The organism is Noviherbaspirillum sedimenti (genome assembly GCF_003590835.1).
GTDB lineage: Bacteria > Pseudomonadota > Gammaproteobacteria > Burkholderiales > Burkholderiaceae_D > Paucimonas > Paucimonas sedimenti.
The window spans coordinates 1,453,793-1,476,331 of sequence record NZ_QYUQ01000002.1; the positions used below are offsets into that span (position 1 = coordinate 1,453,793).

21 protein-coding genes are annotated in these 22,539 nt (G+C 59.4%); 3 read left to right on the forward strand and 18 right to left on the reverse strand.

The window, feature by feature from the left end:
- Positions 1-38 precede the first annotated feature (38 nt).
- The 10 genes from D3878_RS24045 to D3878_RS06810 form a co-directional block, all read right to left on the reverse strand.
- Complete coding sequence (locus tag D3878_RS24045) at positions 39-200, reverse strand: hypothetical protein (RefSeq protein WP_199688102.1); 162 nt, start codon at positions 198-200, stop codon at positions 39-41.
- 30 nt (positions 201-230) lie between these two features.
- Complete coding sequence (locus tag D3878_RS06770) at positions 231-980, reverse strand: electron transfer flavoprotein subunit beta/FixA family protein (RefSeq protein WP_119784771.1); 750 nt, start codon at positions 978-980, stop codon at positions 231-233.
- 108 nt (positions 981-1,088) lie between these two features.
- Positions 1,089-2,546, reverse strand: coding sequence for an NAD(P)(+) transhydrogenase (Re/Si-specific) subunit beta (locus D3878_RS06775; protein ID WP_119787747.1), 1,458 nt, complete (start codon positions 2,544-2,546; stop codon positions 1,089-1,091).
- 2 nt (positions 2,547-2,548) lie between these two features.
- A complete protein-coding gene (locus D3878_RS06780) occupies positions 2,549-2,896 on the reverse strand; it encodes an NAD(P) transhydrogenase subunit alpha part 2 (protein ID WP_119784772.1) in 348 nt (115 codons plus the stop codon).
- A gap of 12 nt (positions 2,897-2,908) precedes the next feature.
- Positions 2,909-4,027 (reverse strand): Re/Si-specific NAD(P)(+) transhydrogenase subunit alpha, encoded by a 1,119-nt coding sequence (locus D3878_RS06785; protein ID WP_119784773.1) that lies wholly within the window; start codon positions 4,025-4,027, stop codon positions 2,909-2,911.
- Positions 4,028-4,071: 44 nt separating this feature from the next.
- A complete protein-coding gene (locus D3878_RS06790) occupies positions 4,072-7,548 on the reverse strand; it encodes a pyruvate carboxylase (protein WP_233556256.1) in 3,477 nt (1,158 codons plus the stop codon).
- Between the two features lie 225 nt (positions 7,549-7,773).
- Entirely contained in the window at positions 7,774-8,520 is a 747-nt protein-coding gene (locus tag D3878_RS06795) for a glucose 1-dehydrogenase (RefSeq protein ID WP_119784774.1), read from the reverse strand.
- Between the two features lie 26 nt (positions 8,521-8,546).
- Positions 8,547-9,734, reverse strand: coding sequence for an acyl-CoA dehydrogenase family protein (locus D3878_RS06800; RefSeq protein ID WP_119787749.1), 1,188 nt, complete (start codon positions 9,732-9,734; stop codon positions 8,547-8,549).
- Between the two features lie 27 nt (positions 9,735-9,761).
- Positions 9,762-10,829: a phosphotransferase gene (locus D3878_RS06805; protein ID WP_119784775.1), complete on the reverse strand. Its 1,068-nt coding sequence runs from the start codon at positions 10,827-10,829 to the stop codon at positions 9,762-9,764.
- Position 10,830: 1 nt separating this feature from the next.
- Positions 10,831-11,952 carry an acyl-CoA dehydrogenase family protein gene (locus D3878_RS06810; RefSeq protein WP_119784776.1) on the reverse strand — a complete coding sequence of 374 codons (1,122 nt, stop codon included), beginning with the start codon at positions 11,950-11,952 and terminating at the stop codon, positions 10,831-10,833.
- 303 nt (positions 11,953-12,255) lie between these two features.
- Between D3878_RS06810 and D3878_RS06815 the strand changes: the two genes are divergently transcribed.
- From D3878_RS06815 to lipA, 3 genes are read left to right on the forward strand one after another with little or no spacing between them, the layout of a single operon-like run.
- Positions 12,256-13,443 carry an acyl-CoA dehydrogenase family protein gene (locus tag D3878_RS06815; RefSeq protein ID WP_119784777.1) on the forward strand — a complete coding sequence of 396 codons (1,188 nt, stop codon included), beginning with the start codon at positions 12,256-12,258 and terminating at the stop codon, positions 13,441-13,443.
- Between the two features lie 49 nt (positions 13,444-13,492).
- Positions 13,493-14,677: a beta-ketothiolase BktB gene (bktB, locus tag D3878_RS06820; RefSeq protein ID WP_119784778.1), complete on the forward strand. Its 1,185-nt coding sequence runs from the start codon at positions 13,493-13,495 to the stop codon at positions 14,675-14,677.
- A 41-nt stretch (positions 14,678-14,718) separates the two neighbouring features.
- Positions 14,719-15,693, forward strand: a complete 975-nt coding sequence (lipA, locus tag D3878_RS06825) for a lipoyl synthase (protein WP_119784779.1) — start codon at positions 14,719-14,721, stop codon at positions 15,691-15,693.
- A gap of 157 nt (positions 15,694-15,850) precedes the next feature.
- Here lipA and D3878_RS06830 read toward each other — a convergent pair whose 3' ends face one another.
- The 8 genes from D3878_RS06830 to D3878_RS06865 all read right to left on the reverse strand — a co-directional run bounded on the left by D3878_RS06830 (position 15,851) and on the right by D3878_RS06865 (position 22,307).
- Positions 15,851-16,495, reverse strand: coding sequence for an HAD family hydrolase (locus D3878_RS06830; protein ID WP_119784780.1), 645 nt, complete (start codon positions 16,493-16,495; stop codon positions 15,851-15,853).
- A gap of 96 nt (positions 16,496-16,591) precedes the next feature.
- Complete coding sequence (locus tag D3878_RS06835) at positions 16,592-17,548, reverse strand: NAD-dependent epimerase/dehydratase family protein (protein WP_158592199.1); 957 nt, start codon at positions 17,546-17,548, stop codon at positions 16,592-16,594.
- Positions 17,549-17,641: 93 nt separating this feature from the next.
- Positions 17,642-18,070, reverse strand: a complete 429-nt coding sequence (locus D3878_RS06840; protein WP_119784782.1) for a limonene-1,2-epoxide hydrolase family protein — start codon at positions 18,068-18,070, stop codon at positions 17,642-17,644.
- Positions 18,071-18,099: 29 nt separating this feature from the next.
- Positions 18,100-18,915: an SDR family NAD(P)-dependent oxidoreductase gene (locus tag D3878_RS06845; RefSeq protein WP_233556257.1), complete on the reverse strand. Its 816-nt coding sequence runs from the start codon at positions 18,913-18,915 to the stop codon at positions 18,100-18,102.
- A gap of 19 nt (positions 18,916-18,934) precedes the next feature.
- Positions 18,935-19,696, reverse strand: coding sequence for an SDR family NAD(P)-dependent oxidoreductase (locus D3878_RS06850; protein ID WP_119784784.1), 762 nt, complete (start codon positions 19,694-19,696; stop codon positions 18,935-18,937).
- Positions 19,697-19,712: 16 nt separating this feature from the next.
- Entirely contained in the window at positions 19,713-20,450 is a 738-nt protein-coding gene (locus D3878_RS06855; protein ID WP_119784785.1) for an SDR family NAD(P)-dependent oxidoreductase, read from the reverse strand.
- A gap of 41 nt (positions 20,451-20,491) precedes the next feature.
- Entirely contained in the window at positions 20,492-20,947 is a 456-nt protein-coding gene (locus D3878_RS06860) for a nuclear transport factor 2 family protein (RefSeq protein WP_199688104.1), read from the reverse strand.
- 235 nt (positions 20,948-21,182) lie between these two features.
- A complete protein-coding gene (locus D3878_RS06865) occupies positions 21,183-22,307 on the reverse strand; it encodes an NADH:flavin oxidoreductase (protein WP_119784787.1) in 1,125 nt (374 codons plus the stop codon).
- Between the last annotated feature and the right edge of the window lie 232 nt (positions 22,308-22,539).

The window sequence follows — 22,539 nt, forward strand, 5'->3', positions numbered from 1 at the left end:
GACAAAATGATTGACCTGAGCGAGATTGACGCGGGCGCTCAGGCTGCTTGTTGAATGGGGTAGTCATCAGCATGGTCGACCTGCTTCCAGTCCAGCTGGCGCCGGATCTGCTTGGCATCGGGCAACGGGGCCGGGCTTTTCCTGCGGTTGGCAAGCCATTCCCTGATTTGCTCTTTGGTGGGCTGGTGAATGTTTTCCATGACAATGGTTCCTGTGCTATTCGGAGAGGGCTAAATGACTTTGGCTTCGTTCTTCAGCTTGGCCACGAGCGTTGCCACATCCGGTACGATGATGCCGGCGGAGCGCTTGGCCGGCTCGACCACTTTCAGGGTCTTCAGGCGCGGCGAAACATCGACGCCCAGGTCGGCCGGCTTGACCACCTCCAGCGTCTTCTTCTTGGCCTTCATGATGTTGGGCAAGGTCACGTAGCGCGGCTCATTCAGGCGCAAGTCCGTGGTGACGATGGCCGGCAGCGCCAGCGAGACGGTTTCCAGGCCGCCATCGACTTCGCGGGTCACCACGGCCTTGTCGCCGTCGATGACGACCTTGGAAGCAAAGGTGGCTTGCCCCCAGCCCAGCAGGGCGGCGAGCATCTGGCCGGTCTGGTTATTGTCGTCATCGATGGCTTGCTTGCCAAGAATGATCAGTTGCGGCTGCTCGCGGTCGGCCAGGGCTTTCAAGAGCTTGGCCACCGCCAGCGGCTGAAGTTCGGCATCGGTTTCCACCAGGATGGCGCGGTCGGCGCCAATCGCCATGGCGGTGCGCAAGGTTTCCTGGCACTGGGTCACGCCGCAGGAAACGGCGACGACTTCGGTGGCGGTGCCGGCTTCTTTCAGGCGCATGGCTTCCTCGACGGCGATTTCATCGAAGGGATTCATGCTCATCTTGACGTTGGCGAGTTCGACGCCCGAACCATCGGACTTGACGCGCACCTTGACGTTGTAATCGACCACGCGCTTGACTGGAACGAGAATTTTCATGTGACACTCCTGCGAATAAAAAGGCGGACCACTTGAGTGGCCCGCTAAAGCACCCCAAAGGAGAAGGGATGAGAGACATCGGTTTCCTGCATCAAATTTTGTTCCGGACTACTCGACGGCCTTGACCATATCTTCGATGACTTTCTTGGCATCGCCAAACACCATCATGGTCTTGTCCATGTAAAACAATTCATTGTCCAGGCCCGCATAGCCCGCCGCCATCGAGCGCTTGTTGACGATCACGGTCTTGGCCTTGAACGCTTCCAGGATCGGCATGCCGGCAATGGGCGACTTCGGGTCTTTCGCCGCCGGATTGACCACGTCGTTGGCGCCCAGGACCAGCACCACGTCGGCCTGGCTAAATTCGCTGTTGATGTCTTCCATCTCGAACACCTGGTCGTACGGCACTTCGGCTTCGGCCAAGAGCACATTCATGTGCCCCGGCATGCGCCCGGCCACCGGGTGGATCGCATACTTGACGGTGACGCCCTTGTGGGTGAGCTTCTCGGTCAATTCCTTCAAGGCATGCTGGGCGCGCGCCACCGCCAGGCCATAGCCGGGAACGATGATGACGGTTTCCGCATTGCCCATCAGGAAGGCCGCATCGTCGGCCGAGCCGGACTTGACCGGGCGCTGCGCCTGCGCGCCACCCGTGCTGGCGGCTGCCGCATCGCCGCCAAAGCCGCCCAGGATCACGTTGAAGAACGACCGGTTCATGGCCTTGCACATGATGTACGACAGGATCGCACCGCTTGACCCCACCAGCGAGCCGGCAATGATCAGCATGGCGTTGTTCAGCGAAAAGCCGATGCCGGCCGCCGCCCAGCCCGAATAGCTGTTCAGCATCGACACCACCACCGGCATGTCGGCGCCGCCGATGGGGATGATGATCAGCACGCCCAGTACGAAGGCAATCGCCGCCATGATCAGGAATGGCGTCCAGGCCGGCTCCAGGCCCGGGGCGAAACAGAAGGTCAGGCCCAGGATCACCATCGCCAGCGCCAGGATCAGGTTGAGGATGTGCTGGCCCTTGAAACTGACCGGCGCGCCCTGGAACAGGCGGAACTTGTATTTCCCCGACAGCTTGCCGAAGGCAATCACCGACCCCGAGAAAGTCACCGCGCCGACGAAAGTGCCGATGAACAGTTCCAGGCGGTTACCGAAGGGAATCGGTGCATCGCGCGACGTGATGCTGAATACCCAGGGTTCGGCCACCACGGCCACCGCAATGCACACCGCGGCAAGACCGATCAGCGAATGCATCGCCGCCACCAGTTCCGGCATCTTGGTCATCTCGACCCGTTTTGCCAGGGTGGCGCCAATGCCGCCGCCAACCAGCACGCCGGCCAGCACCAGGCCAAAGCCCAGGCTGCCGTTGCTGGCTTCTCCCTGCAGCTTGACGATCAGGGCGAGCGTGGTCACGGTGGCGATCGCCATGCCGCTCATGCCAAAGGCGTTGCCCCGCCGCGCCGAGGCGGGATGCGACAAGCCCTTCAGGGCCTGGATGAAACAGACCGAAGCGACCAGATAGAACAGCGTCACCAGGTTCATGCTGACAAAGGCCATGTTCATGCTGGGCTCCCTTCCTTGGCCAGGGCCGGGGCACCGGCCGGCTTCTGGACCGCCTTCGGCTCTTTCTTGCGGAACATTTCCAGCATGCGCTGGGTCACCAGGAAGCCGCCGAAGACGTTGACGGCCGCCAGGGCCACGGCCAGCGTGCCCATGGCCTGGCCGACCAGGCCTTCGGTCAGACCCGCCGCCAGCATGGCGCCGACGATGATGATGGCGGAAATGGCATTGGTGACGGCCATCAAAGGCGTATGCAGCGCCGGGGTGACGGTCCAGACCACGTGGTAGCCGACGTAGATGGCCAGCACGAAGATGATGAGGTTGATGAGGGTATGGCTGACTTCCATGGGATTCTCCGTTCAGGCTGCCTTGCGTAAGGATTGACCGCCGCTGCACAGGAGCGTGGCGGCAATGATTTCATCGTCCTGGGGAATGGCCAGTTGCCCTTCCTTGTCGATGATGAGCTTCAAAAAGTCCAGCACATTGCGGGCATACAGGGCCGAGGCATCGGCTGCCACCAGGCAAGCCAGGTTGGCTTCACCGATGATGTGCACGCCATGGCGGGTGACCGTCTTGCCCAGTTCGGACAGGGGGCAATTGCCGCCCTGCTCGACAGCCATGTCGACGATGACCGAACCCGGCTTCATGGCCTTGACCGTGTCTTCGCCGATCAGGATGGGCGCCTTGCGGCCGGGAATCAGGGCGGTGGTGATGATGATGTCGGCCTGGGCTGCGCGCGCATGGACGAGCTCGGCCTGGCGCGCCAGCCAGGCGGGTGGCATGGGCCGCGCATAGCCGCCCACGCCTTTGGCGATTTCACGCTCTTCCTCGGTGAGGTAAGGCACGTCGATGAATTTGGCGCCGAGCGACTCGACCTGTTCCTTGACGGGCGGGCGCACGTCGGAGGCTTCGATCACGGCGCCCAGGCGCTTGGCGGTGGCGATCGCCTGCAGGCCAGCCACGCCCACGCCCATGATCAGCACGCGCGCCGCCTTGACGGTGCCGGCGGCGGTCATCAGCATGGGCATGAAGCGCTGGTAGGTGTTGGCAGCCAGCATGACGGCCTTGTAGCCGGCGATATTGGCCTGGGAAGACAACACGTCGAGCGACTGTGCGCGGGTGATGCGGGGCGCGGCTTCCAGGGCGAAGGCGGTCAGGCCGGCCGCGGCCATGGCAGCGGTGTTGTCGGCGTCGAAGGGGTTGAGCATGCCGATGACGACCGTACCCGGGGCCATCAGGGCGCGCTCGTCAACAGAAGGGGCGCGCACCTTGAGCACCATGGCGCAGGCGAAGGCTTGCGCTGCTGTGCCGATGGTGGCGCCGGCGGCCACGTAGGCGTCATCGGGGATGCTGGCCGCCAGGCCTGCGCCGGCTTGCACGATGATGGCGTGTTTGGCCGCCAGCTTCTTGACGGTTTCGGGCGTCGCCGCAACCCGGGTTTCCCCGGGCCGCGTCTCGGCGGGTATGCCAATTCTCATTTGACTACTCCTTCACTGATATTTGATCTCATTGTGCTGCACCCTTAATTCGCAAGTTCCAGGAGCAGATCCTTTGCCGCGACCACCGCGCCTGCCTGCACATGGACCTTGTCCACGACCGCGTCGCGCTCGGCGCGCAGCACGGTTTCCATCTTCATTGCCTCCAGCGACAGCAGCGGGTCGCCCTTCTTCACCTGCTGCCCCGGCTTTGCCGCCACCATCACCACCATGCCCGGCATCGGTGCGCCCACATGGCGCGGATTGCCGTCTTGCGCCTGCAGCTGACCTGCCTTCTGCGCCGCACCGGCACGCGCCACGCGGATCAGGCGGGATTGGCCGTTCAGCTCGAAAAACAGCTTGTTTTCCGCTTCATCCTCAAGCTCCGCCTGCCCAAGCAAACGGATCACCAGCGTCTTGCCCTGGTCGATATCGACTGCGATCTCACGGTTTTCCGGCAAACCACCGAAGAACACCGGCGTCGGCAGCACGCTCACGTCGCCATATTCCTCCCGGTGCGTTGCATATTCGCAGAACACTTTCGGGTACATCAGCCAGGACGCCAGCTCTTGCTCGCTGAGGCTGCGCCCCACCTTTTGCTCCGCTTCCGCCCTGGCCTGCGCCAGATCGACCGGCGGCAAACTCGCTCCCGGCCGCCCATCCAACGGCTTTTCTCCCTTCAATACCTTCCTTTCCAGATCTTTCGGGAAGCCGTCCGGAGGAAAACCCAGCTCGCCCCGGAACAGTGAAATCACCGATTCCGGAAAGGCGATTTCCTTCTCCGGGTTCCGTACGTCTTCCGGTGTCAGGTCGTTGGCCACCATGAACAGCGCCATGTCGCCCACCACCTTGGACGTCGGCGTGACCTTCACGATATCGCCGAACAAGCGGTTCACGTCCGCATACGCCTGCGCGACCTCGCCCCAGCGGTGCGCGATGCCCATCGCCCGCGCCTGCTCGCGCAGGTTGGTGTACTGCCCGCCCGGCATTTCATGCCGGTACACGTCCGAGGTGCCGGAACGGATATCGGCTTCGAACGGCGCATAGGCGCGACGCACCCCTTCCCAGTATTGCGATATGGCAAACAGCGCATTCCGGTCCAGGCCGGGATCGCGGGCGCTGCCTGCCAGCGCGGCGGCAATCGACCCCAGGTTCGGCTGCGACGTCAGCCCGCTCATCGCATCCATCGCGCCATCGACCGCGTCGCAGCCGGCATCGATCGCAGCCAGCACGGAAGCGGCGGCAATGCCACTGGTGTCGTGGGTATGGAAGTGGATCGGCAGGCCGACTTCTCCCTTGAGCGCCTGGATCAGTGCCCGGGCCGCGGCCGGCTTGCATACCCCGGCCATGTCCTTGATGCCGATGATGTTCGCGCCGGCTTTCTCCAGCTCTTTCGCCATCGCGACGTAGTACTTCAAGTCATACTTCGGCCGGGCGGGATCGAGCAAGTCGCCGGTATAGCAGATCGCCGCCTCGCACAGCGCGCCGGTGTCGCGCACTGCATCGATGGCGACCCGCATGTTGTCGACGCTGTTGAGCGAATCGAACACCCGGAACAGGTCGATGCCGCCTTTGGCCGCCTGCTCGACGAAGTGCTTCACCACGTTGTCCGGATAATTGGTGTAGCCAACCGCATTGGACGCGCGCAGCAGCATCTGGAACAAGATATTCGGCACCTGCTCGCGGAGGCGCGCCAGGCGCTCCCACGGGTCTTCCTTCAGGAAGCGCATCGCGACATCGAAGGTGGCGCCGCCCCAGCATTCCAGCGAGAACAGATTGGGCAGCATCCCTGCATAGTAGGGAGCGATCGCGGTCATGTCGGCGGTACGCATGCGGGTCGCGAACAGCGACTGGTGCGCATCGCGCATCGTGGTATCGGTCAGCAAGACCCGTTTCTCTTCCTTCATCCACTGCGCGAATTTCTCGGCGCCCAGTTCCCGCAGTTTGTCACGCGTGCCGGTCGCAATTGCCTGTTGGGTTGCAACAGGCAATTGCGGTGGCAGCAGGCCTGCAGCAATCGGCTGCCGGCCCTGCATTTCCGGGTTGCCGTTGACGGTCACTTCACCGATGAAGCGCAACAGGCGCGTGGCGCGGTCGCGGCGCTTTTCGAACCGGGTCAGTTCCGGCGTGGCATCGATGAAGCGGGTGGTACATTCGCCGGACAAAAACAGCGGGTGGTTGATGACGTTTTCCAGGAACGGCAGGTTGCTGGACACGCCGCGGATGCGGAATTCCCGCAACGCCCGGTCCATGCGCGCGGCAGCTTCCCCGGCCGTCGGCGCCCAGGCGATCACCTTCACCAGGAGCGAATCGTAGTACGGGGTGATCACCGCACCGGAATAGGCGGTGCCGCCGTCGAGGCGAATGCCGAAACCTGACGCGCTGCGGTACGCGGTGATGCGGCCGTAGTCAGGCGTGAAGTTGTTTTCCGGGTCTTCGGTGGTGATCCGGCATTGCAGCGCATGGCCGTTCAGGCGGATGCCGGCCTGCGCCGGCACGCCTGCCGGATGCGGCTGGCCTTCACCGATTGCCGCGCCTTCGGTGATGCGGATCTGCGCCTTGACGATATCGATGCCGGTCACCTGCTCGGTCACCGTGTGTTCGACCTGAATGCGTGGATTCACCTCAATAAAATAGAAGGCGCCGGTATCGGCATCCATCAGGAATTCGACGGTGCCCGCATGGGTATAGTTGACCGCCCGGCCCAGGCGCAGCGCTGCGTCGCACAGCGATTGCCTAGTGGTATCGTCGAGATACGGGGCGGGCGCGCGCTCCACCACTTTCTGGTTGCGCCGCTGCACCGAGCAGTCGCGCTCGTACAGGTGCACCAGGTTGCCATGAGTGTCCCCCAAGAGCTGGACTTCGACATGGCGCGCGCGCTGCACCAGCTTTTCCAGGTACATTTCGTCATTGCCAAAGGCGGCTGCCGCTTCGCGGCGGGCGACGTCAAGCTGGCTAGCCAGGTCGGCTTCCGATTCGATCACGCGCATGCCGCGCCCGCCGCCACCCCAGCTGGCCTTGAGCATCAGCGGGTAACCGACGTCCCGGGCCATCGCCTGCACCTGGTCGAGATCGCGCGGCAGCGGCGTGGTGGCCGGCATCACCGGCACACCGGCTGCAAGCGCCGCGTTGCGTGCGGCGACCTTGTTGCCGAGGGTGCGCATCACGTCCGGCCGCGGCCCAATGAACAGGATGCCATTCCTGGCGCAGGCATCGGCGAAATCAGGATTCTCCGACAGGAAGCCATAGCCAGGGTGGATCGCATCGACCTGCGCTTCTTTCGCGATACGCAGGATATCGTCGATGTCCAGGTAGGCGGCAATCGGCTTCTTGCCTGCCCCCACCAAGTAGCTCTCGTCAGCCTTGAAGCGGTGCAGCGCGAAGCGGTCTTCGGCGGCGTAGATTGCGACGGTGCGGATGCCAAGTTCGGCCGAGGCGCGCATCACGCGGATCGCGATCTCAGAACGGTTGGCCACAAGGAGCTTTTTAATCTGGCGTGGCATGTTACCGAAAATGGTGCTCATGGTTCAGGATAAAAGGAGACTACTCATCACGATCGAGAAAAATCCCCCGCGACTATACGCGGGGGGAAAACCCTTCCGAAGAAAGGAGGAGACATTCTTCGCGATCGATTGCAGCGATCGAGGGGCGAAGCGGGGAAAGGCCGCACGCGCTTGTTCTTCAAGTACGCAGTGAGCCGACCAGTTTTGATGAACGGCTCACACCCCAACTTGCCGCCTGTTCGCTTCTTAAAGTGAACTGACGAGGTGACCGCCATCGACTGCAATCACCGAACCAGTCATGTACTGCGACGCATCCGATGCAAGAAGCAACAGCGGCCCGTCCAGGTCTTCGAGCTTTCCGAGGCGGCGGAAAGGCACCCGTTTGATCAACGTCTGGCCGGCATCGCTCTGGAAAAAATCATGGTTCAGTTCGGTATCGAAATAGCCTGGCGCAAGCGCGTTGACCCGTATACGATCACGCGCCAAGTCCAACGCCATCGACTTCGTCAACTGAATCACACCTGCTTTCGATACTGCATAGGCAGAGAGTTGCCCCGCCTGCCGCAGGCCCAGGATAGAAGCGATATTGATGATACTGCCGCCAGTCGCTTTCATCTTTCTTGCGGCAGCCATCGCTACCAAGGCCGCTCCGCGCAGGTTGGTGCCGATCACGAAATCCCAGTCTTCCGGAGTTTGCGCAGCGAACGGCTTGCTCAGGGTCACGCCTGCATTATTGACCAGGATGTCAACCGCTTCGAGGGACCCGATAACCGCCTCGACCTTCGCAGGATCGGTTACATCCAGCGCGACGGCTTGCGCTGCCCCACCCGTATCGCGGATTTCCGCGACCAGTTTTTCGAGAGCGTCAACCCGCCGTGCGGCAACGACGACCTTTGCCCCAGCACGGGCGAGAACGCGAGCGAAGTGGGCGCCGAATCCGCTCGATGCGCCCGTGACAAGCGCGGTACGCCCTGCCAAATTGGCTGTCAGCATGGATTATCCTTTCAAAGAGATTTATGTCAGGCTTGTTTGGCTGTGCCAGCCGTGCTGTCCTTGTAGCGATGCTTGACGCCTTTCGCAAGCGACCAGCGATGCACCTCGGATGGGCCGTCATAAATGCGGAAGGCGCGAATCTCTCGGAACGCCTGCTCGACCACGGTATCCCGGGTCACCCCCATGCCGCCGAGCACCTGCACGCAGCGGTCCGCGACCCGGAACAGGGCTTCCGACACCGCCACCTTTGCCATGCTCGATTCAGCGGTGCCCAGGCTTCCCTGGTCCAGCACCGAGGCGCACCAGTCAATCATCAGTTCCGCCTGCTTCAGGTCGATCTCATTATCGGCAAGCATGAAACCGACGCCTTCATGGTCCACCAGCGGCTTGCCGAATGCATGGCGGGTACAGGCATAACGGGCAGCGATATCGTGCGCACGCTTGGCGGTACCCCACCAGCGCATGCAGTGGGTAAGGCGGGCGGGTGCAAGGCGTACCTGCGCATACTTGAATCCCTGGTCCACCTCTCCCAGAATCTGGCTGGCAGGCACCCGCACTTCATCCAGATTCATGACGGCATGGCCGCCCGGCATGGAATTGTCGATTGTGTCAAGGATGCGCTCGATACGGATGCCGGGTGTATCCATATCAACCAGGAACATGGTGGCATTCTCACCGGTCCTCGCCATGATGATGCCGATTCCCGCCCCTTGCGCGCCGGTAATCAGCCATTTTCGGCCAGAGATGACCCAGTCATCGCCATGGCGGGTAGCCACGGTCTTCAGCATGGACGGATCAGAACCCGCGCCGCCTTCGGGCTCCGTCATCAGGAATGCGGAGCGCACTGTTCCCGCAGCCAGCGGCCGCAGGAAACGCTGCTTCTGCTCGGCGGTCGCGACCCTCTCCAGCAAATGCATATTGCCTTCATCAGGCGCCATGACATTCATCGCTACCGGCCCCAGTGGCGAGTAGCCCGCCGCACGAAATACCGTCGCGGTTTCCCTGTGGCTCAGGCCATGGCCGCCCCATTCCTCCGACAGCTGCGGCGCTATCAGGCCGGCCGCCTGCGCTTTGGCGCGCAGTTCGCGTACCAGATCTTCAGTCGGCCCGTGGCCATGGTTGCGCGGGTCCTTCTCGTACGGAATGACTTCCTCGAGGATGAATCTGGAAACTTTCTCTGCTAGTGCACGCGCCCTTGCGCTGCTTTCAAACATATTCATGGGATTTCTTCCTTCGTTATGTCAGCAAGTCATGGCGATTTCCGCCTGCTCCCAGGCCAACTGCGCCAGGGGTTCGAATTTGCTCGACAATTCCTTTGCCTTCGCCGAGGATGCATTGCCGCGGATCTGGCGGCCGCGGATGCCATGCAGGATCGCAGCAAAGCGGAACATGTTGAACGCGATATAGAAGTCATAGCCCGGAATGCCGTCACGCCCTGTGCGGCGGCAATAAGCCTCGACGAATTGCTCCTCGGAGGGAAGTCCCAGGGACGGCAAATCTTCGCCCTTCAATCCCGACATGATCGTCGGCGGCAACCGGTACATCATTGCATGATAGGCAAAATCGGCCAGCGGATGGCCCAGCGTGGACAATTCCCAGTCGAGGACCGCCAACACCCGGGGTTCCGTCGGATGGAAAATCATGTTGTCGCAACGGAAATCGCCATGCACGATTGCAGTGTCATTGCCACTTGGGATATTTTCCGGCAACCATTCAACCAGACGGTCCATATGCGGATTGCGCCCCGCCAGTTCATCTTCCATATACTGGCGCGACCAACGGGCGATCTGCCGTTCGAAATAATTTCCACTGCGTCCATAGTCAGCCAGTCCGATTGCCGCATAGTCCACCGTATGGAGTTGCGCAATCGTGGCATTCATCGCATCGAAATAAGCGGCGCGCTCGCCACGCGGGACTTCCGGAAAGCGCGGATTCCAGAAGACGCGCCCCTCGACCATGTCCATCACATAGAATTCGGTGCCGATGACAGATGCATCGGTGCACAAGCCATATACGCGAGGGACCGGAAATCCGGCAGATTGCAATGCCGAGATCACGCGATATTCGCGGTCCACCGCATGCGCCCCCTTCAGGATATCGCCAGGCGGCTTGCGGCGCATCACATAAGCACGGTCAGGGGCATTGAGCTTATAGGTCGGATTCGACTGCCCGCCCTGGAATTGCTGGACGGAGAGCGGCCCGGAAAATCCTTCGATGTGCCGCAGCATCCATTCCTCGAGCCTGGCTTCATCAAAGCGCAGCGCTTCGCGCACCGCGCCCACGCCGACATTGTCGTTATTGTGGTTCATGTCATTTACCTAAAAAGCGTTCCATGTGATATGCGTTATCGCCGAAAATTCTTTCGGAAACGATTACGCGCCGCAGATAATGCCCGACCGGATACTCGCCGGTTACACCGATGCCGCCATGCAGATGCACCGCAGTGCCGGCAACCGACTTGGCCGATTCCATCAACTTGACCTTGCATGCTGATACCGCCTTGCGCCGCTCATCGCCTGGCGCGGAAAAGGAAGCGATCGCCCGATGCAGCATCGACCGTGCGTCCGATGTTTCGATGAACATCTCTGCCATGCTATGCTGCAATGCTTGGAAATCGGCCAGCGGCCGTCCGAACTGAGTGCGTATCTTCAGATATTCGCAAGTCAGCTCCATCACTTTCTCCATGCCGCCCAAGGCGTCTGCACACAGGCACAGGATAGCTTCGTCGATTGCATCCTCGAGGCAAGCCAGCGCCCCCTCCGACCCCTCCAGCAATGCATCTGCGGGAAGCGCGACGTCTTCAAAAGTGAAATCGGCCACACTGCCGTCATCGATCGTCCGGTACGCGTGCTGCTGGATGCCGGCCAGACGGGCGTCCAACAGGAACAAAGCCAGCCCATCCTGACCGCTTCCATTCTGTTCGATCCGGGCGGAGACAATCAGCTTGTCGGCATCGGCACCTCCGCTGACGAGGATCTTGCTTCCGGAAAGGCGGTACGATCCATCCCCCATCCGCCTTGCAAGCGTCACCGGGAAACGCAAATCGTATCGACTGCCTTTTTCATAAAGTGCGACTGCGATGCAAGCTGCTTCACCCGCAATGCCGGCCAACTCCAGCTCCTTCGCAGCTGCATTGCTGCAGCGGCTGAGAATCCCGGCGGGGAGGACTGCGCATCCGATAAAGGGTTCGACGCATAAGCCGCGCCCCATTTCCTCCGCCACAATGGCGAGATCTTCGACGCCGCTGCCGAGGCCGCCCCAAACTTCGGGCACAGCCAATGCCAGCCAGCCCAAATCGGCCAGCTGCCTCCAGCTTTCCTGCAGAGGTTCAGCCAGCCGTTTATGCCTGTTCTCAAACAGCTGCTCGGCCGATATATACCGCCGCGCGCTGTCGCGCAACATTTCCTGCTCCATGCTCAATCGGAAATCCATCGTTCACTGCCCTCAAGTTGATGCTGGATTGATTGTATGGAGAGGCGACAGAGACTGTCTTGATGCGTTGCGACAGATAGTCCACTGCCCGCGACGCCTGTACGAAGTCAGGCGCGCTGCATGGTAACGAGGTCGGCGCCGCGTCTTGCTGATTGGCGTCATATGCCTGCTCGATCAATCTACTTTTCGTAGATACCCAATATGTCTCAGGGTCGCAAGCAGTCGCTTATATGTCGCAACGCATCAAGACCTGGGAATAGCCGCGTTCCTACAATGGCCCATCATTCAGTATGGAGCGGCCCAATGGATCTTGCATTTACCAAGGATGACGAAGCGTTTCGGGCAGAAGTCCGCGCCTTTCTCAAGCACAGTCTTCCGCCAGAAATAGCGCGACGTGAAGCCCAGGGGTTTCACCTCGAACGCAAGGACGTCGCCGAATGGCAACATATCCTGTACCAGAAAGGCTGGGTAGCGCCAAACTGGCCTGCGGAGTATGGTGGCACGGGCTGGACGCCGATCCAGCGCTACCTGTTCGAACTTGAATACGGTCTTGCAAATGCTCCCGAGATCAGCCTGATAGCGCTGTCAATGGTCGGTCCGGTCATCTACCGCTTCGGCTCTTCCCACCTGAAGGAACGGTTTCTTCAGCCGATTCTGCAAGGTGACGCATGGTTCTGCCAGGGATTCTCGGAGCCGCAGGCCGGCTCCGATCTCGCCAGCCTTAAAACCCAAGCGATCAGGGATGGGGACGCTTATGTCCTGAACGGCCAGAAAACCTGGACGACAGCAGCCCACTTCGCCGATTACATGATTTGCCTGGCTCGCACCAATCTGCAAGTGAAGCCACAGGCGGGGCTCTCGATGCTCATCGTTCCCATGGATGCGCCCGGTGTGACGGTGCGCCCAATCGAAACCATCGATGGAGATCACAGCGTCAACGAAGTGTTTCTCGACAATGTGCGCGTGCCGGCGGAGTACCTGATCGGCGAAGAGAACGCCGGTTGGACCCAGGCCAAATTCCTGCTCGGGAATGAACGGACGCACAATGCCTACATCGGCATCCTTAAACGCTATCTGGCAAGGATTCCCGCCCTGATCGACGCTGAAATCGACAACGGCTTGACGCGCATGACCGCGGACATGCTGAGGCACAAGCATGCCCGGCTCGAAATCGACGTGAACGCCCTGGAATGGTCGGTCTTGCGCACGCTCGCCAGCGATGAAAGCCCTGCACTGGTCGCCGCCGCATCCGGCTTGAAGGTGCGCGGTTCCGAGTACCTGTTGCGTGCAAGCGATCTGGAAAACGAGATTCTCGGCTTGCAGACCGCACCCCGCTTCACCCCGCAGGACAGTGGGCTGCTGCATGCAGGCGCGTCGCTGGCCGCACCGGGACGCACTACCCAGTATCTTTACTGGCGTGCCTCGACGATATTCGGCGGCGCCAACGAGATCCAGCGCAACATTATCTGGAACACCATGTTCAGGGCATAGGCTGTCAAGGCAAAATGCTGTTATTGAATTCTTCGAAAGGGAACACATCATGACTCGCGAAGTAGTAGTGCTTGCCGGTGTTCGCACCGCCATCGGTACATTTGGCGGCGCGCTCAAGGACGTGCCTCCGACCGAAATGGCCTCACAGGTGGTGCGGGCGCTGCTGTCCCGCGCACAGGTGGATGGCAGCGATATTGGCCATGTCGCATTCGGCAATGTCGTCCTGACCGAACCGAAGGACGTCTACCTTTCGCGCGTGGCTGCATTGAACGGCGGCTGCTCGAAGGACACGCCGGCGTTCAATGTCAACCGTCTATGCGGCTCGGGGTTGCAGGCGGTGATCAGTTCTGCCCAAAGCATCCTGCTTGGCGATGCCGATATCGCCATTGGCGGCGGCGCCGAAAGCATGTCGCGCGGCGCCTATCTACTCCCGTCCGGACGCTGGGGTATGCGCATGGGCGACGGCAAGGTCCAGGATCTCATGGCAGGCGCGCTGCACGATCCCTTCGAAAATATCCATATGGGCGTTACGGCTGAAAACATCGCCGCGAAATGGGGCATTAGCCGCGCCGATCAAGATGCACTGGCGCTTGAGAGTCATCGCCGTGCCAGTCACGCAGTCAAAAACGGTTATTTCAGCAGCCAGATAGCCCCGATCACGATCAAGGGCCGCAAGGGCGATACCGTATTCGATACCGACGAGCATTTCCGGGATGGGCTCAAGGCGGAAGACCTTGCCAAACTGCGCCCCGGCTTTGTGAAGGAAAATGGCACCGTCACCGCCGGCAATGCTTCCGGCATCAACGACGGCGCCGCCGCCCTATTGCTTGCCGAGCGCCATGTCGCCGAACAGCGTCAGCTCAAGCCGATGGCACGGCTGGTGTCTTACGCCCACGCTGGAGTTGACCCCAACCACATGGGCATCGGCCCGGTTCCGGCAAGCCGCAAAGCACTTCAGAGGGCCGGCCTGACCATTGACGACATTGATGTAATTGAGGCCAACGAAGCATTTGCGGCGCAGGCTTGCGCCGTCGCCAGGGAACTGGGCTTCGATCCAGCCCGCGTCAATCCGAACGGGTCAGGCATCGCACTGGGCCACCCCATCGGCGCTACGGGCGCGATCATTACCGTGAAAGCGTTGTACGAACTGGAGCGCATCAAGGGCCGCTACGCGCTCGTTACCATGTGCATCGGCGGCGGCCAAGGCATCGCCGCGGTATTCGAGCGCATCTGAACTACTGACCCATGACGAGCACGCGACAAGGGGAAGAGCCCATGGATAATTCGCCAGCCAAAGCGACCTACAACCCGAACGAAAAACAGAAAGGCGCAGGCAAGACTGCGCGCATCCCGATCAAGATCGTGCCGGCAGAACGCCTGCCCAAGCCGGACTGGATCCGCGTCAAGGCCGGTTCGCCGACCACGCGCTTCTATGAAATCAAGGATATCCTGCGCGCCAACAAGCTCGTGACCGTGTGCGAGGAAGCTTCCTGCCCGAACATCGGCGAGTGCTTCGGCAAGGGCACCGCCACCTTCATGATCATGGGCGACAAGTGCACCCGCCGTTGCCCGTTCTGCGACGTCGGCCATGGCCGCCCGGACCCGCTCGACGTCAACGAGCCGGAGAACCTGGCCAGGACCATCGCCGCCTTGAAGCTCAACTACGTGGTGATCACTTCGGTGGACCGCGACGACCTGCGCGACGGCGGCGCCGGCCACTTCGCCGACTGCATCCGCCGCGTGCGCGAACTCTCGCCCAACACCCGCATCGAAATCCTCACGCCGGATTTCCGCGGCCGCATGGACCGCGCCCTGGAAATTCTCAAGGCGGCGCCGCCGGATGTCATGAACCACAACCTGGAAACCGTGCCGCGCCTGTACAAGGAAGCGCGCCCGGGCTCCGATTACGAATACTCGTTGAACCTCTTAAAGCGCTTCAAGGCACTGCATCCGGATACCCCGACCAAGTCCGGCATCATGCTGGGGCTAGGCGAGACCGACGAGGAAATCCTGCAGGTCATGCGCGACCTGCGCGCGCACGATGTGGACATGCTGACCATCGGCCAGTACCTGATGCCCTCGGGCGATCACTTGCCGGTGCGCCGCTACGTGCATCCGGATACCTTCAAGATGTTCGAGGAAGAAGCCTACAAGATGGGCTTCGTGCATGCGGCCGTGGGGGCGATGGTGCGCAGTTCGTACCATGCCGACCAGCAGGCGCATGGCGCCGGGGTGCAGATGGCGGAATAAGCCTGCTGCGAAAAAGCCGCAATAGATGCAAGTTGATTGAAGCCCGGCCAAGGCTCGCAGCGCAACCGCGCTCCCGTTATTTCGTTTCGGCCAACTTCAGGAACTCTCCTGAAGTTGGCACTGCGAATACGGTAGCAGCTAGCCACTCGTTCTCTTATTAAGCATTGCCATAATTTTGATGGATTTCGTCGTTCTGAGCAATCCCGGCCAACCACCAATCCACAAAACCTGCAAGATCGGCATGCCGTGAATGCGCAAGGGCCATATCCTCGCCAACATTTGGACTTCCATTTGGCTCACGCAAGATAAGCGCGGCATGAATTTGCGACGGTATTCCCTTCAAGAACGGCAAATAGTCATCGACAAATGCAACAGGCTTCAGCTCGTGCAATACCTGCGCCTTTGGGCTTAGATCAGTAACATTATTTGCCGTTGCAATAACGTGATTAATTGGGAAGCCACATTCGCGCAAATTCTGTAGCCGGGCAGCCTGGAAATTCGGATCGATGGCACTCACGCAAACCAGTTCGAATCCGGCAGCCACAAGTGCATGGCAAGCATCGACAGCACCTGGAATCGGCGGAATGGTCGACCAGAACTCCTCGTTGAATTGGCGGCGGAAATGTTCCATTTCCTCTCCGGCGAGCCGGCGTACGTCAAAACGAGCCAAAGGCCAGTATGCTTGCGGGTCGCGCACAGCAGGAATGGCGCCAAAGGCATTTGCCCACGCAGCACGATAAGCCTGGTGATAATCTACAAGTACGCCGTCGCCATCGAGTGCAATGACTGCCTTTTTACGCATCGCCTGAAGTCCTTATTTCTTTTACTCAGTAGCCGTTAGTATAAGCGACAGAAGGGGCGTTGCAAGCTGCTACGCTGCAGGAACGCCCCCTCAAATTCAACCGTGACTTGTCCACGAAAAGGCGTGGTCGGTGCCCTCGGGACTTTCACGATATCGTCTAAAGTAAGAACCTGAGCGAATATCGCTGATAATATCGAAATGGCGCGGCACCCAACCGAGTTCCGCGATCGTGCGCTTCGCTATTGATCTGCTGTTCACTGCCAGCGCTATATCGACCCAAAAACCACCCCAAAGCGAACAGGACTCTTCATAGGAAAGCGAGCGTGTGCCGCAACCCGCCACCTCCGCTACAGCCTCTGCAATCGTCCGGAAGTTCGCCTCTCCCGATACGGCATGATACAGAGCCCCAGGGGTACCCTTCTCGATAGCCAATGCATATACCTCAGCGAGATCGTCGACATGGACGCAGGAATAGAGGTTGAGACCATAGCCGAGATAGCAAGCATCGCCGGTTTTTCGAACTGATTCAAAGATCTGTGGGATCTGAACGCTCGCGCCGTTCCCATAAATAAGAGGCGGACGGATCACGTAGGTGCTGAGGGAAGATGAGGACGCTTCGCGCACCAGATTTTCCGTCTTGAGCCTGATGTCGCGATTATAGCGTGAGGGAAAGGGGAAGGGATCATCTTCGGCGAAGGTGTTTTGATTCCAGGCTCCGTCTTTGGCCTCAATCGCCAGCACGCCCGTTCCCGAGGTAAAGAGCAAATGCCGGTGGAACTGTCCTTGGGCCGCAATCAAAGCTCTCATAATGCCCGCTTCTGCTTCGAACGGTACCATGGCTGCCATGACTACCACGTCGAAAGGTTGGGATAGTTCCGTTAGTCGGGCGAGGTCTTCGAGGTTGCCTTCGATCGGTACCACGCCGGCCGCCTCAAGCTTCTCTCGGTTCGCAGCATTTCGTGCTAAACCGTGCACAAGCATGCCGCGTTCCTTCAAAGTGCGCGCGACTGCCGAACCGACATAGCCTGTCGCTCCGAGTACCAGTGCTTTCATAAATACCTCCGTCAATGAAAAAAATATCTCGGTGGCCATCAGCGTTCGGCCATACCAGTTTATTTGAACCGTGAATGAGCGAGACCACTCCGATCAGGCAAGCTTCGCCTGTTCTTCCAGCTTGGTATCCGGAAAACCAGCCTTTGGATCAAAATAGTCAGCCCAGCGAGCAATTAACCCATTCTTGAATTCCATAACGCCGCAAATCTTGGGCACTAGCGTTGCAATGCCGTTTGTGTTGCGATGCCAGTCCGTGCGCTCGGTGAAGACAACATCGCCGACCGCCGCTATGTGAAACATCTCGACCTCGATCGTCTGAATATCCAGTTCTGGCAGGGTGCAGACGGAAGTTATGAGATCGATGGCCTCTTCAATACCATTGCACGGCGCAACTCCGGAATTTTCATACCGAACATCCGGTGCCAAATATGTACGATAGGCCTCGCAGAGATCTGCGAAAGTTCCCTTCTCCCAAGCCTTAAAAAACGCCAGCACATGAGCCTCGTTATCCCCAGCAGACATTTCATCTCCTTTTCTCTACAGCCAGCGCATTATTGCGCGACAAACCCACCATCGACGACGAGCGCATGACCCGTTACAAAACTGGCCTTGTCCGAGCATAGCCAGACCGCCCCTTGAGCGATCTCTTCGGGTTCACATAGCCGTCCCATCGGCGCATAATTTTCCAATCGCCGGCGAATCGCCTCGCTCATCGCCATCACCTGATCCACCATGGCGCTGCGTGTGACCCCTGGGCAAATGGCATTCACACGGATGTTGCGGTTCGCATATTCCAGCGCGGTACTCTTCATTAGCCCAATCACGGCGTGCTTGCTCGCAGTGTAGGCAGGAAGTGGCGGATCCATGGTGCCGATCAGTCCTTGGGTCGATGACGTGTTGCATATTGCCCCCTTACCACGCTTAAGCATCTGCGGAATCTGATATTTCATACACAACATCTGGCTGATAAGATTGATCTCGAGTGTGCGGCGGAACACCGACTCTTCCCACTTGTGGTCGTCCGGATGCGTAATTCCTGCATTGTTAAAAGCGCAATCAATCCCGCCGAATTTCGCCACCGTCGCGTCAAGGAACCGCTGCACGTCAGCATCGAGCGAAATATCCCCGGCGATCGCGATCACCTGGCCGCCTTGGCTTTCGACCAAGTGGGCTGTTTCCTCGACGCTCTGCGAATTCAGGTCGGAGAGCGCAATCATGGCGCCTTCCGCCGCAAAAGCAAGCGCACCGGCACGACCAATTGCCCCGCCAGCGCCGGTCACGGTCACAACTTTTCCTTCGAACAATCCCGCCATATACTGTCTCCTCAATTCAATATCTTCCCGGTTATGCACGATCGAAGCTGACATGCAACTTCCGGGGCCCGTATCAACCTGCCCCCATACCTCCGTCAACGATCAATTCGGCGCCCACGGCATAAATGGCGTCGTCGGACGCAAAGAACAAAATTGCCTCCGCGATTTCCGCCGGTTGTGACACCCGTCCAAGTGGGATTTGCGTCGCAAATGCCTTGGCTATCTCTTCGTGATTATCCAAGCCTGTAATCAAATTGGTCATGGATGCGCCGGGGTGAATGCTGTTAACCCTAATGGGTGGTTTAAACGCAGCACCTTCGAGTGCAGCCGCCTTCGTCATTGTGGTGACTGCGCCCTTTGTAGCGCAATAACCTGTCATGTTGGGCGATCCCAGAATTCCACGGAGCGACGAGACATTCACCACCGAGCCACCGCGTCCGGCCCGTGCCATTTCCCGAAAGGCGCAGCGGATACCAAGCCATGTGCCTTCAACATTCACGCGCTGCATTAGATCCCAGTCTGACTCTGTCGTGTCTTCAATTGGTTTCCACACATGAATACCAGCATTATTCACCACTATGTCGAAGCCGCCGGTCTCGGCGCGCAGCCGATCTGCGAGGTCGTTCCAAGCCTCTTCCCGAGTCACATCCAGATGATGATAAAGCGCCTTGCCGCCATCCCGCTTTATCTCGGCGACTACAGCCTCGCCGTCTGAATCAACGATGCCGGCGACGACGACAGTCGAGCCCTCGGCGGCGAAAAGTTTCGCCGTCGCCTTGCCAATGCCCTGCGTCGCACCGGTGACAATGGCGACCTTACCATTAAGTTTTCCCATGATTCTCTCCTCTTTTTTATATCGCGACCATGCCGCCGTCGATGAACAGTTCTGCGCCGGTCACGAAGCTGGATCGGTCGGAGGCGAGAAAAAGGACGCCACCGGCGATTTCACTCGCCTCCGCGCGACGCTTGATTGGGATGCGCTCATCGAGCGCCGGATCGATTTCAGCGCTCATCGTGGTCTTGCAGATGCCAGGCCCTAGGCTATTGACGCGTACGCCGTCTTTGGCCAGTTCAAGCGCTGCCGACTTGGCAAGCACACGCTCCCCGCCTTTGCTTGCGCAATAGGCGGAGTAATTCTCGTAGCCCACCTTGCTCGAGGTCGAAGTAATGAAGACGATTGAGCCCTTGCCAGCCTGGCGCATTGGTGGGCTGACATATTTTAGGGCAAGGAAGCAGCTGCGCAAATTGGTATCGAGCGTCGTCCGAAGGGTTTTCAGGCTTCCTTCCAACACTGACTCGCTGGTCGAATATCCTGCACAACAGACCAATATGTCGATGCGTCCATGATCCCGCATCACCTGCTCGGTCAAATGTTGCCAATCTTCCCCCGACGTGATGTCTTGGCGGATATAAAACGCCTTACCGCCATTTTTCACCATATCAGCGGTCGCTGCCTCCCCCTCGCTGCGCGTGCGACAGGTAATGATGACAGTCGCCCCCTCGGCTAGGAAACGGTCTGCGATCGCGCGTCCGATATTGCGAGAACCACCCGTCACGATCGCTATTTTTCCTGCAATTTCGTCAGCCATTTTCGCTCCTCTCGATTATCTAGTTTTCTTGCCGTTGCCACTTAGTTGGCGGACGGCAGCGGAATGGTCAGACGCCGCAGTCGCGTAAGCTTCAGCGTCTCGATCTTCCATACGTCATTCTCGCGTCGATAGGTCTCGTGATAATGGCCCGCACCGGTCATCTGCGAAATGCCGAACGGATTGCCTTCGCTACCCAACCAGTAAATCTGGTCAGTCATTGCCCAAATTGCCTTGGCATGGTTGGCATCGACGATCTCGATCTCGGGCATAAAACCGCTGTGGATGCTGACCGGGGTTTGCAGAACATCCTTGATGAAGGTCATCCCCTCGTCGATCGGTCGTGGCGCATCGAAGGCCTCCGCAAAAAATACCGTAGCGTCGTCTGTAAAGATGGCGCGCAACGAGTCCCATTGCTTGGTATCAACGAAACGAAAGTATCGTGCTTTTAGTAAGCGGATCTGTTCTATTGCATAGAGCTTATCGGCAATGTTCATCATGGTATTCCAAATTATTTTGGTTGGAGGGTAGCCCTCTTCCTCGCTACAGCACCGAGGTTCGCTTCATCAAGGAAGTGGCCGAAACCACCCCTACTTTTACAAGGGTGCGACCCACAAGGGGGCCGCCTGCTGAGGGCATGGCGACCAGAACCGAAGCTCCGGGCGACAACCCTCTAGTCGATGCCTCATAACACGCGGCTCACGGACACGAGCGTGCGTGTCGCACGCAAAAGATTTAGGATAGAGATGCCAGAGCGGCCGGGTTGAAAGGCTGCAGTTCGTTGTGTGCGCCGCGACGAACTTTCTCCACCCAGCTGGGATCGGCCAGAATCGCGCGGCCGACCCCGATCAGATCAAAGTCGCCACGCTCGAACATTGCCAACAGTTTGTCGAGGCTGGCAGGCTGACTGGTTTCGCCCATCAGCGTTGCCATTAGTTCCACGTCTAGCCCAACTGAACCTACGGTCATGGTTGGCTTGCCGGTGATCTTCTTGACCCATCCTGCGAGATTGAGATCACTTCCCTCAAACGCCGGCTCCCAGAAGCGCCTCTGCGAGCAGTCGAAAATATCCACGCCGGCATCGACAAGAGGCGTCAGAAACTGCTCCAGTTCCTGCGGTGAATTGACGAGCGTTGCACCATAGTCGTGCAGTTTCCATTGTGACAAGCGGAACATCAACGGATAGTCGGCAGATGTCCGGGTGCGGCACTCCTTGAGCACCTCCGTGGCAAAGCAGGTGCGTTTCACGAGATCGCCACCATAGCGATCCTGGCGCAAATTCGTCTTGTCCCAGAAAAATTGGTCGAACAGATAGCCATGGCCGCCGTGGAAGCCAACGCCGTCGAAGCCTAGATCGAAGGCGCTGCGTGCAGCTTGGGCAAAAGCCTCGATCACCGCATCGATATCGGCTTGTGTCATTTCGCGCGTTAGTTTGACCGGGGCAGTCCCTATGGCACCTACCATACCGGACGGTCCAACTTGGACATCGGTGACGGAACCCGCAGACTCATAGACACCCTCGATTTTCGAGCGGGTGAACAGTCCCGCATGCCACAATTGAGGAATGATTTTGCCGCCTTTAGCATGGACCTCCTTCACCACCTTGCTCCACCCTTCCAACGCGGGACCGTGGAAGTCGGGCACATTTTCCTCATTTGATGCGCCCGGATGTGGCACCCAGGTACCCTCGGTAACGATTAGTCCCACGCCGCCTTCGGCGCGCCGCCCGTAATAGCCAGCCACATCCACGCCTGGCACGCCCCCTGGGGAAAAGGCACGCGTCATCGGTGACATCACGATGCGATTTGACAGCTTGAGGCTGCCGATCACAATTTCCTCGAACAAGAACTCAGTATTCATTCAACTCTCACCTTCTTTCTATGACAGACGATGGTCACCCGCGAAGATGACCTGCACCATACCCCTGAGATGCGGCCTCGCAAAGCAACGACCGCAATCATCAGTCTAAAATCCACGTCCGCCGAGATGCTCGGGGGATGGATAACTACTCCAACGCACGCTTGCGACCGGTTGGCATGCAAGCTCGAAACGCAATGCGTCGACGGCCTCAAACCTGCTGGACGGGACAGTT

Bases quoted from the DNA above. Each gene is read 5' to 3' on its own strand.
- D3878_RS06815 (WP_119784777.1), top strand. From the start codon at position 12,256: ATGGATCTTGCATTTACCAAGGATGACGAAGCGTTTCGGGCAGAAGTC.
- D3878_RS06780 (WP_119784772.1), bottom strand. From the start codon at position 2,896: ATGGAAGTCAGCCATACCCTCATCAACCTCATCATCTTCGTGCTGGCC.
- D3878_RS06800 (WP_119787749.1), bottom strand. From the start codon at position 9,734: ATGTTTGAAAGCAGCGCAAGGGCGCGTGCACTAGCAGAGAAAGTTTCC.
- D3878_RS06845 (WP_233556257.1), bottom strand. From the start codon at position 18,915: ATGTCAGCTTCGATCGTGCATAACCGGGAAGATATTGAATTGAGGAGA.
- D3878_RS06805 (WP_119784775.1), bottom strand. From the start codon at position 10,829: ATGAACCACAATAACGACAATGTCGGCGTGGGCGCGGTGCGCGAAGCG.
- D3878_RS06770 (WP_119784771.1), bottom strand. From the start codon at position 980: ATGAAAATTCTCGTTCCAGTCAAGCGCGTGGTCGATTACAACGTCAAG.
- D3878_RS06855 (WP_119784785.1), bottom strand. From the start codon at position 20,450: ATGGCTGACGAAATTGCAGGAAAAATAGCGATCGTGACGGGTGGTTCT.
- D3878_RS06785 (WP_119784773.1), bottom strand. From the start codon at position 4,027: ATGAGAATTGGCATACCCGCCGAGACGCGGCCCGGGGAAACCCGGGTT.
- D3878_RS24045 (WP_199688102.1), bottom strand. From the start codon at position 200: ATGGAAAACATTCACCAGCCCACCAAAGAGCAAATCAGGGAATGGCTT.
- D3878_RS06790 (WP_233556256.1), bottom strand. From the start codon at position 7,548: ATGAGCACCATTTTCGGTAACATGCCACGCCAGATTAAAAAGCTCCTT.
- D3878_RS06840 (WP_119784782.1), bottom strand. From the start codon at position 18,070: ATGTCTGCTGGGGATAACGAGGCTCATGTGCTGGCGTTTTTTAAGGCT.
- lipA (WP_119784779.1), top strand. From the start codon at position 14,719: ATGGATAATTCGCCAGCCAAAGCGACCTACAACCCGAACGAAAAACAG.
- D3878_RS06860 (WP_199688104.1), bottom strand. From the start codon at position 20,947: ATGATGAACATTGCCGATAAGCTCTATGCAATAGAACAGATCCGCTTA.
- bktB (WP_119784778.1), top strand. From the start codon at position 13,493: ATGACTCGCGAAGTAGTAGTGCTTGCCGGTGTTCGCACCGCCATCGGT.
- D3878_RS06810 (WP_119784776.1), bottom strand. From the start codon at position 11,952: ATGGATTTCCGATTGAGCATGGAGCAGGAAATGTTGCGCGACAGCGCG.
- D3878_RS06850 (WP_119784784.1), bottom strand. From the start codon at position 19,696: ATGGGAAAACTTAATGGTAAGGTCGCCATTGTCACCGGTGCGACGCAG.
- D3878_RS06795 (WP_119784774.1), bottom strand. From the start codon at position 8,520: ATGCTGACAGCCAATTTGGCAGGGCGTACCGCGCTTGTCACGGGCGCA.
- D3878_RS06830 (WP_119784780.1), bottom strand. From the start codon at position 16,495: ATGCGTAAAAAGGCAGTCATTGCACTCGATGGCGACGGCGTACTTGTA.
- D3878_RS06865 (WP_119784787.1), bottom strand. From the start codon at position 22,307: ATGAATACTGAGTTCTTGTTCGAGGAAATTGTGATCGGCAGCCTCAAG.
- D3878_RS06835 (WP_158592199.1), bottom strand. From the start codon at position 17,548: ATGAAAGCACTGGTACTCGGAGCGACAGGCTATGTCGGTTCGGCAGTC.
- D3878_RS06775 (WP_119787747.1), bottom strand. From the start codon at position 2,546: ATGGCCTTTGTCAGCATGAACCTGGTGACGCTGTTCTATCTGGTCGCT.